Source organism: Pseudonocardia lutea (genome assembly GCF_042658055.1).
GTDB lineage: Bacteria > Actinomycetota > Actinomycetes > Mycobacteriales > Pseudonocardiaceae > Pseudonocardia > Pseudonocardia lutea.
Genome location: NZ_JBHSQK010000071.1, coordinates 37,752 through 52,308, shown reverse-complemented (window position 1 = coordinate 52,308; position 14,557 = coordinate 37,752). Strand labels below are relative to the sequence as shown.

Here is a 14,557-nt window from a genome sequence, read left to right as displayed (position 1 = left end):
CTACCGCGACACGGTGCGGGACTTCTGGCGCGGCGAGCCGGCCAGCCTCGGCGAGTTCGCGGCCCGGTTCACCGGCTCCTCGGACCTGTACGAGGCGGACAACCGTCGGCCGATCGCGTCGATCAACTTCGTGACCGCCCACGACGGCTTCACCCTCGAGGACCTCGTCTCCTACAACGAGAAGCACAACGAGGCCAACGGCGAGGGCAACCGGGACGGGGAGAGCCACAACCGCTCGTGGAACCACGGCGCGGAGGGCCCGACCGAGGACGTGCAGATCCACGCGCTGCGCGAGCGGCAGAAGCGCAACATCCTCACCACGCTGCTGCTCTCCCAGGGCGTGCCGATGCTCGCGCACGGCGACGAGCTGGGCCGCACCCAGCAGGGCAACAACAACGTCTACTGCCAGGACAACGAGCTGTCCTGGGTCGACTGGGACCGCGCCCGGGAGCACGACGTGCTCACCGAGTTCGTCGGCTGCCTCACCGAACTGCGCGCGAAGCACCCGATCTTCCGCCGCCAGCGGTTCTTCCAGGGCCGGCGCATCCAGGGGTCGAGCATGGAGGACATCGCCTGGCTTCGGCCCGACGGCGACTACATGACCGACGAGGACTGGCACACCTCCCAGACCCGGTCGCTGGCGATCTACCTCAACGGGCAGGGCATCCCGGACCGCGACCACCTGGGCGTGCGGATCGAGGACGACTCCTTCCTGCTGCTGATCAACGCCCATCACCAGCAGGTCCAGTTCACGCTGCCCGGCGAGGAGTACGGCCGGGTGTGGGAGACGGCCGTCGACACCTCGGACCCGCTGCTGGCGAACACCCGCCGGAGGAACCAGAAGGCCGGGGCGCGGCTGCGGGTGGCGCCCCGTTCGATGCTCGTGCTGAGGTGCGCCGTCCCGCCCTCCTGAATCGACATGTCGAACTTGACATGTCAGACCCGTCCGGAGCACACTCGTGCCTCGGACGGGGGTGGTGTGATGACGCAGCAGAGCGCGTCGACCGGACAGGACCTGCGGATCGGCGACGACGAGCGGGAGCGCGGGGCGGCCCGGCTCGCCGAGCAGGTGGGGGCGGGCAGGCTCGATCTCGCCGAGTACGAGGAGCGGGTCGGGCGGGTCTACGCGGCCCGCACCCGCGCCGAGCTCGCCGCGGTGTTCGCGGACCTGCCGGCGCAGGTGCGGCCGGCGGGGCGGAGGCGGCCGGTCCCGCCGGCCCCCCCGGTGCCGCCGGGCCTCCCGCGCGCGCTGCCGCCGGCGGTGTGGATGTGGGTGCCGTGGGTGGTCGTGAACGCGATCTGCCTGGTCGTGTGGGTCGCGACCGCGGTCGGCGCCGGGCACCCGCTGCCCTTCTGGCCGGTGTGGGTCGCCGGCCCGTGGGGCGCGGTCCTGCTCCTGGGCTCGCTCGGGGGGCGTCGGCCCTGCGGGGCCCGGCACTGAGCCGACCGGGCCGGCCCCGGCACCGAGCCGACCGGGCCGGCCCCGGCACCGAGCGGGGCCGGGCGGGGACCGAGCACGGGCGCGGCGCCCGACCGGGGGGTGGGCGCCGCGCCGCAGCCCGTGCGGTTGGGAACGGCTCGGTGGGGGCGGGTCGACGCGTGGAGGTCAGCGGGCCGCGGCCTCGAGGATCGACCGCAGGTGCCCGATCTCCGCGTCGTTCCGCGGGGGGTAGAGCAGCACGTAGCCCTCGGGCAGGCCGAGCATCACGCCGGCCAGCGGGTGGAACTCGCCCCAGCGGCGGGCGACGACCACCCGGGCGTCGAGCGGGGACAGCGCGACGTGCATCGAGCCGTCCGCCGGGCGGACGTGCCCGATCTCCGGGCCGCCCACGTGCCACAACGCCGGGTGGTGCTTCTCCCACCCGCTCGTCCGCATCTCCAGGCCCTCGCGCGCGGCGAGCTCCTCGACCACGTCCTGCAGGGCGGCGACCCGTGCCTGGTCCGCGTGCTGGGTCAGGACCCGGTGCGGGACCGGGTACGGGCCGACCTCCGGCCGCTCCCCCGCCCGCGAGGGCAGGGTGAGCAGCGCGCGGTCGACGTCCCCGCTGCCCGCCTGCCGCCACGCGTAGGGTTCGCGGGCGCGCAGCCGCATCCCGCTGACCGCCAGCCATCCGACCGGGTTCGCCGGCACACCGCCCGGGCCCAGGGCCTTCCACCGCCGGTAGTCGCGCGCGGCCCAGCCGATCCCGGCCGCCGCCGCGCCGACCACGACCCCGGCGACGCCGCTCCGTCTCGTCGTGCTCACCCGGCCCAGGGTCCCAGAGCGCCGGTACCGATGCCGGCTCCGCTCAGAAGATCGTGTAGCCGCCGTCGATCCGGACCTCGTCGCCGGTGTGGAAGGTCAACGACGGGTCCGCGAGGTACGCGCCGACCTCCTCGAACTCGGCCGGGTCCGCCCACCGCCGCACCGGGGTGCGCTGCGTGGTCGCGGTGCGGAAGCGGTCGTCGGCGTAGCCGCCCGAGCTCAGCCCGGTCACCGTCCACCCCGGGATCAGCGCGTTCACCCGCACCCGGTGCCGGGCCAGCTCGACGGCGAGCGTGCGGCTCAGCCCGAGCAGCCCCGTCTTGCTCGCGGCGTAGGCGGACTGCCCGACGCCGCCGAAGGCCGCGATCATCGAGCTGACGACGACGATCGAGCCGCCCGTGCCCTGGTCGACGAACCGGCGGGCGGCCTCCCGGCAGGTCAGGAACGCGCCGTCGAGGTTGACGCGCATGATCCGCCGCCAGTCCTCGAGGGAGCTCTCGACGACGGTGTGCCGGCCCGAGGTCCCGGAGTTCGCGACCAGGCAGCCCAGCGGGCCGAGCTCCGCGACCGTGCGCTCCATGGCCTCGGCCACCTGGGCCTCGTCGGCGACGTCGCAGGCCAGGGCCAGGGCACGCACGCCCAGCTTCTCGAGCCCGGCGACCGCCTCCGCGCTCTTCGCCTCGTTCCGCGCCCAGATCGCGATGTTCGCGCCGGCCTTCGCCATGCCGGTCGCCATGCCCAGCCCGATACCGCCGTTGCCGCCGGTGACCACCGCGTTGAGGCCCGTCAGGTCGATCACGCCCGCTCCCGTCCGTCGTTCACGCACCCGTCCTGATCGATCGTTCAGGACGACCCGATCGTGCCATCCCGCCGGCCCTCGGCGGAACGGGTGCGGCGAAAGGGGGTCGAGCCGCCGGGGCCCGCGGTGGGGCAGGGTGGTCCGCGGCGCGCGGTGCGGCCGGAGGCGGTCGGCCCCTGGGCTAGCCTCGGCCCGTGGAGGGTGCGAGCGAGCAGGTGCCGCAGGTACCGCAGCACGGGCCGGCGGCCCGCGAGGTGACCGGGCCCGCGCCGCAGGAGGGCCGGCTGGAGCGGGCGATCGCGGTCCAGGTCCGGCGGCTGCGGCAGGCCGGGGGGCTGACCCTGGCGGACATGGCCGTGCGCACCGGCATCTCGAAGCCGATGCTGTCCAAGATCGAGAACGCGCAGACCTCGTGCAGCCTGACCACGCTCGCCCGGCTGGCCGACGCCCTCGACGTCCCGGTGACCTCGCTCTTCCGCGGCGCCGACACCCCCCGCGAGGCCGTGTTCACCGCGGCCGGGTCCGGCGCCCGGATCGTCGCCCGCGGCACCCGGGTGGGGCACGACTACACGCTGCTGGGCGCGCTGCGCGGGCCGCACAAGCGGATGGAGGCCCACCTCGTCACGCTCACCGAGCGCAGCGAGGAGTTCCCGCTCTTCCAGCACCCCGGCACCGAGCTGCTCTACATGCTCGAGGGCGAGATGGTCTACGGGCACGGCGAGTCCAGCTACACACTGCGCCCCGGCGACGCCCTGCAGCTCGACGGGGAGGGGGTGCACGGCCCGCGCGAGCTGGTCGCCCTGCCGATCCGGTTCCTGTCCGTGGTGGCGTACGGGGACCTGCGGGAGGGCTGACCCCGCGGCCCCGGCGGCGGGACCGTCGTGGGCCGGCCCAGTCGGTGCGTCGAAGTGAGACGGGCCCGGCCCGTCTCCCGCCCTACGGTCGCCGGATGACGGTCGGCGCGCGCTCCACCGGTCCCGGCGACGAGCCGATGGTCGCGCGGTGGGGGTCGCCGCACCCGGCCGCACCGCTGGTCGTGGTGCTGCACGGCAACGGCACCAGCGAGCACTCCATGATCGAGATCTCGCCGTGGCTGCCGCACGGCCCGGTCGCGTACGTGGCCGTCCGGGCGCCGCTGACCGTCGAGCGCGGGTACGCGTGGTTCGCCGAGACCGACGGGCGCCCGGATCCCGCGGGGCTGGCCGAGGCCGGGGACTGGGTGCTGCGCTGGCTGGACACCGAGGGCCATCCCGACCGGTCCGTGCTGCTGCTGGCCTTCCGCAGCGGCGTCGCGCTGGCCGGGTACCTGATGCTGCGGGCGCCGGAGCGGTTCTCCGGCGCGGTCCTGCTGCACGGCGCCCTCCCGCTCGACGCCGGATCCCTCGGGGCGGAGCCGGCGCCGGGGGCGTTGCGCGGCATGCCGGTGTTCCTCGCGCACGCGGACGCCGATCCCCGCACGCCGACGGCCCTGCTCGAGCGGACGTGGGACTGGCTGCGCCGGTGGTCGGGTGCCCCGGTCCGGGTCGCGCGCACGCCGGACGGCGGGACGCTGGCGGGTTCGGTGGTCGCGGCGGCCGGGAGCTGGCTGGGCGACCGGCTCGACTTCCTGCGCGCCCACGGCGAGAACCCCCTGCCCGACGGCGACGAACCCGCCTGGCCCGGGCTGGGTCGGCTGCCCGAGCGGGCCGGGACACCGCCCGACCCCACGCCCGACCTGCCCCAGCTGCCGGTCGGGCCGCCCGGCACCCTGCAGGACGCGGTGTGGGCGCGGATCCGCGGCCTCGGCCGGGAGCGACCCGCCGCGATCGGCCCGGCGGGCACCCGCTCGCTGGTCCTGGACGCGGATGTCCCGGGCGATCCCGCCGCCCTGGTGCACGCGGCCGAGGGCGAGCTCGCCCACCTGCACCCCGACGGCAGCCTGCACCTCGTCCTGCCCGACGCCCTGGCCTACGACGCCCTCGGCAAGGGCTGGGCGCTCGCCCACCCGCTCGCCGGCGTCCGGCTTCCGGCGGGGCTGGTGCTCGTCCCGGCCCCGCGCGACGAGGCCGAGGTGGAGATCGTCGCCGCGCTGGTCACCGCCGCGCACCGCGCGGCGAGCGCGCGGACCCCGCGCGCCTGAGCGCTGCCGGGATCAGCCTTCCGCCTCCAGACCCGCGAGGGCCGCGGCCACCGTCGGGAACGCGCGGAACGGCGCCAGCGCCTGCCGGTCCGCCGTGCCCAGCCGCCCGGCGAGCAGCGCCGACCCGACGAGGTCCAGGGTGGCGCCGCAGCGGTCGGCGGCGTGCTGGGCGTGGGAGAGCGCCGCGAGGGCGCCCGGACCGATCGCGTCGACCTCCGCGAGGTCGATCAGGACGTGCCGGGTGGTCGCGTGCCCGTGGCGGGCCAGCTGCAGCCGCGCGTCGATCAGCCGGAGCAGGCGCGCCCCGGTGAGCCGGTCGAGGTGACCGCGGAGGCGGATGGTGTAGACGCCCGGCTCGGGCACGTCGATGGCCATGGGAGCGGGATGGGCGAGCGTCATCGGCCGCCTCTCCTTCCGTCGGCGGACGGGCGGCCTGCTTCACCCTGGTTGGACCGTACCGCCTGCGGGGCCGCCGCGCGATCACGGAGCGCGCCTCGGCCCACCGGCCCACCTGGTGGGAACCGCACCGGACGCCCACCGGCAACCCGGTCCTGGCGCCCGCTGCGCCGGCGCTGCGGGGCGGCGTTCCTGCGCGGCCCTGTGGCGGGCGGGGCTCAGGCGGCCTCGGTGGCGCGCCGGCGGCCGGCGATCGCGCCGAGCAGCTCGCGGGTGTAGTCCTCGCGCGGATCGGTGAACAGCTCCTCCGTCGGCCGCATCTCCAGTAGCCGGCCCTCCCGCATCACGCCCACGCGGTGCGCGATCCGCCGGACGACGGCGAGATCGTGCGAGATGAACAGGTACGCCAGCCCCTGGTCGGTCTGCAGCTCCTCCAGCAGCGCCAGGACCTGCGCCTGCACCGAGACGTCCAGGGCCGACACCGGCTCGTCGCACACGACGAGGTCCGGGGACAGGGCGAGCGCCCGCGCGATGGCGATCCGCTGCCGCTGGCCCCCGGAGAGCTCGGCGGGCCTGCGGGCGAGCACCGCCGCCGGCAGGGCCACGCGCCCGACCAGCTCGGCCGCCCGGGTGCGCCGCTCCGCGGGGCTGCCCACGCCGAACGCCCGCAGCGGTTCGGTGACGACCTCCTCGACGGAGAACCGCGGGTCGAGCGAGGCGTACGGGTTCTGGTAGACGAGCTGGGCGCGCCGGCGCAGCTCCCGCCAGTGGCGGCCCGTGACCCGGGTGACGTCGGCGCCGTCGAACCGGATCTCGCCGGCGGTCGGGTCCGCCAGCCGCAGCACCAGCCGGGCGGTCGTCGACTTGCCCGAGCCGGACTCCCCCACCAGCGCGAGCGTCTCGCCGCGGACGAGATCGAAGGAGACGTCGTCGACCGCGCGGAGCACCCCGCGCCGGCCCTGCACGCGGGGCAGCGGGAAGTCCTTGGTCAGCCCGCGGACCTCGACGATCGGGCGCGTGTCGGACGGCGGCGGCGTCCGCGGTGCGCGCGGTGCGGAGAGGCCGGGCGCGGCGGCCACCAGCGCGCGGGTGTACGGATCGGCCGGGCCGGCGAGGATCCGCTCGACCGGGCCCTCCTCCACGATCCGCCCGCCGGACATCACGACGACCCGGTCGGCCCGGTCCGCCGCCACCCCGAGGTCGTGCGTGATCAGCAGCATCGCGGTGCCGGTCTCGGCGCGTAGCGCGTCGAGGTGGTCGAGGATCCGCCGCTGCACCGTCGCGTCCAGGGCGCTGGTCGGCTCGTCGGCGATGATCAGCCCGGGGCGGGCGGCGATCGCGATGGCGATCAGCACGCGCTGCCGCATGCCGCCGGAGAGCTCGTGGGGATACTGCCCCGCGCGCACCTCGGGGTCGGGCAGCCCGGCCCGGGCCAACAGCTCGACGGCCCGCAGCCGCGCCGTGCGCTTGTCGGCCAGCCCGTGCACCCGCAGCACCTCGCCGACCTGCACGCCGATGCGCTGCACCGGGTTGAGCGAGACCGTCGGGTCCTGCGGCACCAGCCCGATCCGGCGGCCGCGGACCCCACGGAAGGCCTTCTCGGAGAGCCCGGTCAGCTCGATCCCGTCCGGGGGCGCGCCCAGCCGGATGCGACCGCCCTCGATCGCGCCGTTGCCCGGCAGCAGCCCGATCACCGCCTGGGCCAGCGTGGACTTGCCGGAGCCGGACTCGCCGACGACGGCGACGACCTCGCCCTCCCCGACGGTCAGCGAGGCCCCGCGGACGGCGTGGAGGTGCCCACCCGCGATCCGGTACCCGACGTCGAGGCCCTCGACCGCCAGGATCGTGCCGCTCCTACCGCTCATCGGGCCCGGCTCCATTCCCCGTCGAGCGCCCGGGAGATCCGGTTCACCGACAGCACGGTCGCGGCGATCGTCAGGCCCGGCATGGCGCAGAGCCACCACGAGGTGGCCAGGTAGTTGCGGCCCTCGGCGATCAGCGAACCCCACTCGGGGGCCGGCGGCGGGGCGCCGTAGCCGAGGAAGGACAGCGAGGACACGGCCAGGATCGCCAGGCCGAACTCGAGCACCGCGAGCACCAGCACGGGACCGGCGGCGTTGGGCAGCACGTGTCGCCGCAGCGTCGCGTACCAGCGGGTTCCGACGGAGCGGGCGGCCTCGACGTAGGTGGACCGGCGGATCCGCATCGTCTCCGCCCGCATGACCCGGGCGAAGCTCGCCACGCTGGCGACGCCGACCGCGATCGCCACCTTGATCGTGCCGTAGCCCAGCGCGGTGATCAGCGCCAGGGACAACAGGATCGCGGGGATCGACAGCAGCACGTCGACCACCCGCATCAGCGCCTCGTCGACCCAGCGGCCGACGAACCCGGCGAGCAGCCCCAGCAGCCCGCCGACGACGAGCGCCACCGCCACCGCGATCACGGTGGCCTGCAGGGACAGCGAGGCCCCGTGCACCACCCGGGTGTAGACGTCCCGGCCCAGGTAGTCCGTGCCGAACAGGTGCGCGCCGCTCGGCGGGCGCAGCTTCTCGGCGACGACGCCGACGTTCGGGTCCCCCGGCGCCAGCACACCCGGCGCGAACGCCGCCACCAGCACGAGAAGCACCACGAGGGAGGCGACGACGAGGCCGGGCCGGTGCCCGAGGAAGCGCAGCAGGCGCTGCAGGCGCTCTCGCCGGGTCGGCGGGGTGGGCAGCGCGACGGACGACCCGGGCGCGGTGCCGGACGAGTCGGGAGGGCCCTCCCGGATCAGCAGCTCGGTCACGATGTCGCGGGCACCCCCTTGGCGATCCTCGGGTCGAGGACCGGGTAGATCAGGTCGACCAGCAGGTTCACGCCGACGAAGACCAGCGAGGCGAACAGCACGATGCCCTGCACCAGCGGGATGTCCTGCACGCCGACCGCCTGCACGGTGAGCCGGCCGAGACCGGGCCGGGTGAACACCGTCTCGACGACCACGGTGCCGGCCAGCAGGTTCCCGGCGACGTAGCCGAGCACCGTCAGGGCCGGGATGGCCGCGTTCTGCAGGGCGTGCCGCAGGTGGATCGCCGCCCGCCCGACTCCCTTGGCCCGTGCCGTCTGGACGTACGGCTCGTCGAGCACCGTGGTCAGGCTCTTGGCCAGCACCTGCGCGAGCAGCGCCCCCATCGGCAACCCGAGCGTGAGCGACGGCAGCACGAGCGCCGAGAAGCCCGACGCCCCGACCGACGGGAGCCAGTGCAGGCCGAACGCGAAGACCTGCACCAGCATCAGGCCCACCCAGAACACCGGCAGCGACACCGCGAGCGACGGCAGCGCCATCAGCAGCTGCCGCAGCCAGCGCTGCGAGGTGTACGTGGCGGCGATCGCGAGGCCGCCGCCGAGCACGACCGCCACCAGCAGCCCGCCGAGCGCGATCTGCACGGTCGGCGGCAGCGCCTCGAGGATGGCCCCCCGGACGTCCTGCCCGTTCTGGATCGAGGCACCGAGGTCGCCGTGCAGTGCCGCCCACAGCCGGGTGCCGTACTGCACGACCAGCGGCTTGTCGAAGCCGTACCGCGCCTTGAGGGCCTCGATCTGCTCCGGGGTCAGCGGTTCGCCGTCGAGCCCGCCGCCGGCCATGGTGGTGACGGGGTCACCGGGCAGCAGGTAGAGCACGACGAAGCTCACCGTGTAGGCCGCCCACAGGACCGCGACCGCGGTCCCGAGGCGCCGGAGCAGGTAGCGGGGCAGGGTGCCGGGTGCGCTCATCTACTGCGCCCCGTCGTTCTTCCAGGCGTCGTGGAGCTGGATACGGGAGGAGGCGTCGAAGGACACGCCGTGCACGGTCGGCGCGACCGCGAGCACCGTCGTGAGCTCGGCGACCGGCACGTAGAAGCGCTGGGCGAGGAGCTCCTGCTGGGCCTGCGCGACGATCTGCGTGCGCTTCGCCGGGTCCGGCTCGGCGGCCTGCTGCTGCAGCAGCGGCTCCAGCGGGCTCTGCGGCACCCGGTAGTAGTTCGCGCCGGCCGTGGAGAAGGAGCTGCGCAGGATGTCCGGGTCGGCGCGGGTCAGGTTGCCCCAGATCGCGACGAAGTCGCCCGAGGACTGGATCGTCGGGAACTGCGCGATCGGGAACTCCTGGACCTGCAGGTCGATCCCGGCCGCCCTGGCCTGCTGCTGGATCAGCTCGAGGGTCGGCCTGTTGGTGCCCGCGTTGTTGGCGAAGGACAGCGGGAAGCTCAGCCGCTGCCCGTCCTTGACCCGGATGCCGTCCGGGCCCGGGGCCCAGCCCGCCGCGTCGAGCGTGGACCTCGCCTTCTCCAGGTCGAACCCGAGGTCGGCCGACTCGTCCGCGTACGACGGTGTGGTGGAGGCCAGCACGCTCGTCGCGGGCCTGGTCTGCGAGGTGTAGACCGCCCCGACGACCTCCGGCCGGTCGATCGCCAGCGACAGGGCCTGCCGCACGGCCGGGTCGGAGACGATCGGCTTGCCGAGGTTGAAGCCGATGCCGAACGTGATGCCCGGGTTGGGCCGGGCCAGCAGCTGCGCCCCGGCCCCGGTCAGCGGCGCCTCGTCCTGCTGGCCGATGCTGCCGATCGCGTCGACCTCGCCGGACTGCAGGCTGCCGGTCCGCACACCGGACTCGGGCACGATCCGGAACTCGACGGTGTCCAGGTAGGCCTCGCCCTGGTGGGCGAAGAGCGCCGAACCCCAGTTGTAGCCGGGCCGCTTGGCCAGGGTGAGCGAGGCGTTCTTCACGTAGTTCTCCACGGTGAACGGGCCGGAGCCGATCACCGAGGCGCAGCGCTCGTCGTCGGACTTCGCGACGGTCGCCGGGGACAGGATGCCCAGGCTGTGGGTCGAGGTGCCCTGCAGGAACTGCACGTTGGGCTGGTTGAAGGTCACGGTGAACTGCGTCGGGCTCGTGACGGTCGTGCCCTGGTAGCCGGCGAGGTAGCCCTTGGGGAGGGTACCGCGGGCGCCGATCTGCGGGACCCGGTCGAAGTTGGCCTTGACCGCGTTCGCGTCGAGCGGGGTGCCGTCGGAGAAGGTCACCCCGTCGCGCAGGGTGAAGGTGTAGCTCTTCGCGTCGGGCGAGGTCTGCCAGGAGGTCGCGAGCCAGGGCTCGAGCTCCCCGGTCCGGGGGTCCTGGTCGGTGAGCGAGTCGACGACCTGGCGCAGTGAGTAGATCGTGTCGTTGCTGGCGACCTGCTGCGGGTCGACGCAGCCCTGGTCGCTGGACACGGCGAAGCGCAGCGTGCCGCCGGCCTGCGGCGGGCCGGCGTCGGCGCCGGAGGCGGGGCCGCTCGCGTCGCCGCACGCGGCCAGCACGACGGCGGCGGCGGAGAGCAGTGCGGGCAGGAGCAGCCCGCGAGGTCTGACGGTCATGGGAGTCCTTCGGGGAGGGCCCCGGGCCGGCGGGCGTGCAGGCCCGGGGTGCGTGGGAGCGGAGGGCTCAGGAGGCGGTGCGGGCGGTGGTGCGGTCGGCCGACGGCTCGCCGAGGCCGGCGGGTGGGCGCAGGCCGAGGTTCTCGCGCAGCGTGGAGCCGGTGTAGCGGTCGCGCAGGACGCCGCGGTCGCGCAGCAGCGGGACCACCTTCTCCACGACCTCGTCGAGGCCGGCGGGGCTGACGTACGAGCCGAGGATGAAGCCGTCGACCGCGTCGTCCTGCACGTACCGGTCGATCTCGGCGGCGACCTGCACGGGTGTGCCGACGAACACGGCCCTGTCGAACTCATGCGTGACGACCTCGCGCAGCGACCAGCCGTGCCGCCGGCCGAGCGCGCGCCAGGCCTCGGCCGTGGCGCGCGCGTCCTGGGTCAGCGGGGCGCGCCCGCGGATCCACTTCGGCGCCTCGGGCGTGGGCTCCAGCTCGGGGACGGGGCCGTCCGGGTCGACCTGCGAGAGGTCGCGGTTCCACACCATCTCGGCCAGCACGATCGCGGTGAACGGGTCGACCTGCCGGCTGCGGACGTCCCGGTGCCGGTCGCGGGCCTCGGCCTCGGTGTCGCCCAGGATCACCGACGCCGACGGCAGGATCTTGACCTGGTCGGGGGCCCGGCCGAACTTCGCCACCCGCGCCTTGACGTCGGCGTAGAAGGCCCTGGCCTCGTCGAACTTCTGGTAGCGGGAGAAGATCGCGTCGGAGCGCGAGGCCGCGAAGTCCCGGCCGGCCGGCGACTCCCCCGCCTGCAGCACCACCGGATGGCCCTGCGGGCTGCGCGGGGTGCTGAAGCGCCCGGCGATGTCGAACTGGGCGCCGCGGAAGGCGAAGTCGCCCACGTGCCCGTCACGCAGGAACCGCCCGCTCGCCGGGTCGGCGACGACGGCGTCGGAGCCCCAGGAGTCCCACAGCGCCCGGACGGCGTCGAGGGTCTCCCCCGCGCGCTCGTACCGCTGCGAATGCTGCAGGAACCCGCCGCGCCGGAAGTTCTCCCCCGTGTCGGCGTCGGAGCTGGTCACGACGTTCCACGCGGCCCGCCCGCCGGACAGGATGTCCAGCGTCGCGAACCTGCGGGCCAGCTCGTAGGGCTCGTTGAAGGTCGCGTTGATCGTGCCGGTGAGCCCGATGTGCTCGGTCACCGCGGCCAGCGAGGCCAGGACCGTGAAGGTGTCCGGCCGTCCGACGACGTCCTGGTCGAAGACCTGCCCGCCGCGGGTGCGCAGCCGCAGCCCCTCGGCGAGGAACAGCAGGTCGAACGTGCCGCGCTCGGCGGTGCGGGCCCAGTGCTCGAAGGACGCGAAGTCGATGTGGCTGCCCGACGCCGGGTCGCTCCACACGGTGTCGTGGTTGACGCCCGGGAAGTAGGCGCCGAGGATCACCTGCCTCTTCCCGCGCGGCGTCGATGGTTCGCTCGCACGCTCGCTCACGCCGCCACCCCCGCGTACCGGCTGGCCGGGCGTTCCAGGCCGAACCGCTCGCGCAGCGTCCCGGGCTCGTAGGCGGTGCGGAACAGGCCCCGCTCCTGCAGCTCCGGTACGAGCCCGTCAACGATCGCGTCGAGGTCGGTGGGCAGGACCGCCGGCCGCAGCCGGAACCCGTCGACCCCTTCGTCCCGCCAGGACTCGAGCAGGTCGGCGAGCGCGGTCGGGGTGCCGGCCAGCATTGCGGCGTCGGAGCGCAGCGGGCTCCGCTCCTCCAGCCGGCGCAGGCGGGCGTGCGCCGCGTCCGCGTCGGCGTCGAGGACCACGACGAGGTCGGCGAGCACGCGCAACGCCGGCTGCGTACGCCCGACCGTGTGCTGTGCGGCGCGGATCTCGCCGAGGATCGCGGGGATGTCGGCGGCGCCCTGCGGGGTGGTGAACACGACGTCCGCGGCGCGGGCGGCCAGCTCGTACGCGGCCCGGGCGTGGGCGAGCGCGACGACCAGCGGCTGGCCCTGCGGCGGTCGCGGCACGATGGCCGGCCCGCGCACCGAGAAGAAGCGCCCCGCGAAGTCGATCGTGTGCACCTTGTCCCGGTCGAGGAACCGGTTCGTGGCGGCGTCGCGGATCTCGGCGCCGTCCTCCCAGCTGTCCCACAACCGCCGCACGACCTCGACGGCGTCGGCCGCCTCGTCGAACAGCTCCTGGACGGCGGCGGCGGTCTCCGGGGTGCCGAGCGTCTCGCGGCGGATCTCCGGCAGGGTGCGCCGGCCGAAGTGCCGCGCCTCGTCGGCGCGGGCCGAGGTCTGCACCCGCCACCCGGCCCGGCCGCGGCTGTCGTGGTCGAGCGTGGAGATCGCCGAGGCGACGTGGAAGGGCTCGGTGTGCGTGGTGGTGACGGTCGGGACGAGCCCGACGTGGCGGGTCAGCGGCGCGACGAACGCGGCGACCAGCTCGGCGTCGAGCCGCCCGCGGACCTGGTCGGTGCGGCGGTCGGACGCGCCGAGGTGATCACCGGACTGCAGGCCGAGGCCGTCCTCGATCGTGACGAGGTCGAGCAGGCCGCGCTCGGCGGCGCGGGCCAGGGCGGCCCAGTAGCGGGCGGTGAAGAGCAGATCGGGGCGGGCACCGGGCTCGCGCCAGGCGGCGGGGTGCCAGCCGGCGCCGTCGAGCGCGACGGCGAGGTGGATGGGGGCCATGAGGGCACACCTCTCCTGCGGGAGGGGGAACGGGGATCGGGTCCTCGTCAGCCCCGACAGCCGGCGCTGGCCGTGCGCAGGAGATCCACGTGGCGCCGCCGCACCCCGAGAAACATGACTCCTCCATCGCTCCCGGCCTTAGCACCCGCACCCGTCGAGCGGGGGGTTGCTGCGGCGTCGTCGAGCCAGGTCTCTCGGCCGCTCTGGATGGTGTGGCCCCGTGGGGCCGGGCTTCACTCTACGGATCCGGAGGGCGCTCCCGTCAATCCTCCGGGTGAGGAGTGTGATCGAGGCCGCGTGGGATTGTCCGGACAGGACGGGGCCACCGTCCATCAGGGAGAACACCGCGGCCGGACAGCCTGCCGAGGTCCGGACGATTCACCGTCGGCGGCCGCCTCGCCGGCGGTCGGCGCGCAGCCGCCGCAGCATCGGCAACGCGCTGAACGAGGTTCCCCCGGCCGCCACGAGCCCGACGCCCAGGTCGACCGAGATCCGCCCCTCGCGCTCCCAGTAGACGTCCTTCAGGTCCAGCAGCAGGGCGAACTCGTCGACGATCAGCGCCAGGCCACTGCCGTAGGCCAGCGCGACCAGGGGATGGCGCCGGGTCCTGTCGGTGCCGCGCACCGCGACCGCGCCCACCCCCGCCAGCAGGCCGATCCCCCAGAGGTAGTGGTGCAGGTGTGCACCCCCGACCGACACGTTCCGGAACGGGCCGCCGCCACGCCGGATGCTGTGGGTGATGCCACGGACCCCCGCGAAGGTCGCGGTGAAGCCCGTCCAGGACCACAGGACCGCCCGTTCCCGTGGCCCGAGCCCCTCGCGGTAGGCCGCGCGGACGTCGGACGGTGTCGGGACGGCCGGCACCGTCGCCTGCGGCTCCGAGGCAGATGACATGCGCCGAGAATGGCCCATCGGCCCGTCGCTCACCCACGAGAGGGGGTTTCCGACTGGA

The 14,557-nt window shown here is 75.0% G+C and carries 13 protein-coding genes, 1 pseudogene and 1 riboswitch; of the genes and pseudogenes, 4 read left to right on the top strand and 10 right to left on the bottom strand.

The window, feature by feature from the left end:
* Both ACFQH9_RS24680 and ACFQH9_RS24675 read left to right on the top strand, forming a co-directional pair.
* Positions 1–913 (top strand): annotated as a pseudogene (locus ACFQH9_RS24680) (glycogen debranching enzyme); the annotation flags it as partial.
* Between the two features lie 69 nt (positions 914–982).
* Entirely contained in the window at positions 983–1,441 is a 459-nt protein-coding gene (locus ACFQH9_RS24675) for a DUF1707 SHOCT-like domain-containing protein (protein ID WP_379569447.1), read from the top strand.
* A gap of 165 nt (positions 1,442–1,606) precedes the next feature.
* Here ACFQH9_RS24675 and ACFQH9_RS24670 read toward each other — a convergent pair whose 3' ends face one another.
* Complete coding sequence (locus tag ACFQH9_RS24670; RefSeq protein ID WP_379569445.1) at positions 1,607–2,245, bottom strand: luciferase domain-containing protein; 639 nt, start codon at positions 2,243–2,245, stop codon at positions 1,607–1,609.
* Between the two features lie 43 nt (positions 2,246–2,288).
* Positions 2,289–3,044: an SDR family NAD(P)-dependent oxidoreductase gene (locus ACFQH9_RS24665; RefSeq protein WP_379569443.1), complete on the bottom strand. Its 756-nt coding sequence runs from the start codon at positions 3,042–3,044 to the stop codon at positions 2,289–2,291.
* A gap of 194 nt (positions 3,045–3,238) precedes the next feature.
* Between ACFQH9_RS24665 and ACFQH9_RS24660 the strand changes: the two genes are divergently transcribed.
* Complete coding sequence (locus ACFQH9_RS24660; RefSeq protein ID WP_379569441.1) at positions 3,239–3,898, top strand: helix-turn-helix domain-containing protein; 660 nt, start codon at positions 3,239–3,241, stop codon at positions 3,896–3,898.
* A gap of 95 nt (positions 3,899–3,993) precedes the next feature.
* Positions 3,994–5,163, top strand: a complete 1,170-nt coding sequence (locus ACFQH9_RS24655; RefSeq protein ID WP_379569439.1) for a luciferase domain-containing protein — start codon at positions 3,994–3,996, stop codon at positions 5,161–5,163.
* A gap of 12 nt (positions 5,164–5,175) precedes the next feature.
* On the opposite strand, the gene ACFQH9_RS24650 is transcribed toward ACFQH9_RS24655, so the two are convergent.
* From ACFQH9_RS24650 to ACFQH9_RS24615, 8 genes are all read right to left on the bottom strand, one after another.
* Entirely contained in the window at positions 5,176–5,562 is a 387-nt protein-coding gene (locus tag ACFQH9_RS24650; RefSeq protein WP_379569437.1) for an STAS domain-containing protein, read from the bottom strand.
* 215 nt (positions 5,563–5,777) lie between these two features.
* A complete protein-coding gene (locus tag ACFQH9_RS24645; RefSeq protein WP_379569435.1) occupies positions 5,778–7,424 on the bottom strand; it encodes a dipeptide ABC transporter ATP-binding protein in 1,647 nt (548 codons plus the stop codon).
* Entirely contained in the window at positions 7,421–8,344 is a 924-nt protein-coding gene (locus tag ACFQH9_RS24640) for an ABC transporter permease (protein WP_379569433.1), read from the bottom strand. Before ACFQH9_RS24640 ends, ACFQH9_RS24645 begins: the two co-directional genes overlap by 4 nt.
* Positions 8,341–9,309 carry an ABC transporter permease gene (locus ACFQH9_RS24635; protein ID WP_379569431.1) on the bottom strand — a complete coding sequence of 323 codons (969 nt, stop codon included), beginning with the start codon at positions 9,307–9,309 and terminating at the stop codon, positions 8,341–8,343. Before ACFQH9_RS24635 ends, ACFQH9_RS24640 begins: the two co-directional genes overlap by 4 nt.
* Positions 9,310–10,929, bottom strand: coding sequence for an ABC transporter substrate-binding protein (locus ACFQH9_RS24630; RefSeq protein WP_379569429.1), 1,620 nt, complete (start codon positions 10,927–10,929; stop codon positions 9,310–9,312).
* A gap of 67 nt (positions 10,930–10,996) precedes the next feature.
* Positions 10,997–12,412 carry an NtaA/DmoA family FMN-dependent monooxygenase gene (locus ACFQH9_RS24625; protein ID WP_379569427.1) on the bottom strand — a complete coding sequence of 472 codons (1,416 nt, stop codon included), beginning with the start codon at positions 12,410–12,412 and terminating at the stop codon, positions 10,997–10,999.
* Positions 12,409–13,605 (bottom strand): LLM class flavin-dependent oxidoreductase, encoded by a 1,197-nt coding sequence (locus ACFQH9_RS24620; RefSeq protein ID WP_379569425.1) that lies wholly within the window; start codon positions 13,603–13,605, stop codon positions 12,409–12,411. Before ACFQH9_RS24620 ends, ACFQH9_RS24625 begins: the two co-directional genes overlap by 4 nt.
* A 120-nt stretch (positions 13,606–13,725) precedes the next feature.
* Positions 13,726–13,819, bottom strand: a riboswitch (SAM riboswitch).
* Between the two features lie 164 nt (positions 13,820–13,983).
* Positions 13,984–14,499: a hypothetical protein gene (locus tag ACFQH9_RS24615; protein WP_379569423.1), complete on the bottom strand. Its 516-nt coding sequence runs from the start codon at positions 14,497–14,499 to the stop codon at positions 13,984–13,986.
* Positions 14,500–14,557: the final 58 nt, after the last annotated feature.

Coding starts and splice junctions, on each gene's coding strand:
- ACFQH9_RS24675 (WP_379569447.1), top strand. CDS start 983: ATGACGCAGCAGAGCGCGTCGACCGGACAGGACCTGCGGATCGGCGAC.
- ACFQH9_RS24655 (WP_379569439.1), top strand. CDS start 3,994: ATGACGGTCGGCGCGCGCTCCACCGGTCCCGGCGACGAGCCGATGGTC.
- ACFQH9_RS24650 (WP_379569437.1), bottom strand. CDS start 5,562: ATGACGCTCGCCCATCCCGCTCCCATGGCCATCGACGTGCCCGAGCCG.
- ACFQH9_RS24645 (WP_379569435.1), bottom strand. CDS start 7,424: ATGAGCGGTAGGAGCGGCACGATCCTGGCGGTCGAGGGCCTCGACGTC.
- ACFQH9_RS24635 (WP_379569431.1), bottom strand. CDS start 9,309: ATGAGCGCACCCGGCACCCTGCCCCGCTACCTGCTCCGGCGCCTCGGG.
- ACFQH9_RS24630 (WP_379569429.1), bottom strand. CDS start 10,929: ATGACCGTCAGACCTCGCGGGCTGCTCCTGCCCGCACTGCTCTCCGCC.
- ACFQH9_RS24620 (WP_379569425.1), bottom strand. CDS start 13,605: ATGGCCCCCATCCACCTCGCCGTCGCGCTCGACGGCGCCGGCTGGCAC.
- ACFQH9_RS24615 (WP_379569423.1), bottom strand. CDS start 14,499: ATGTCATCTGCCTCGGAGCCGCAGGCGACGGTGCCGGCCGTCCCGACA.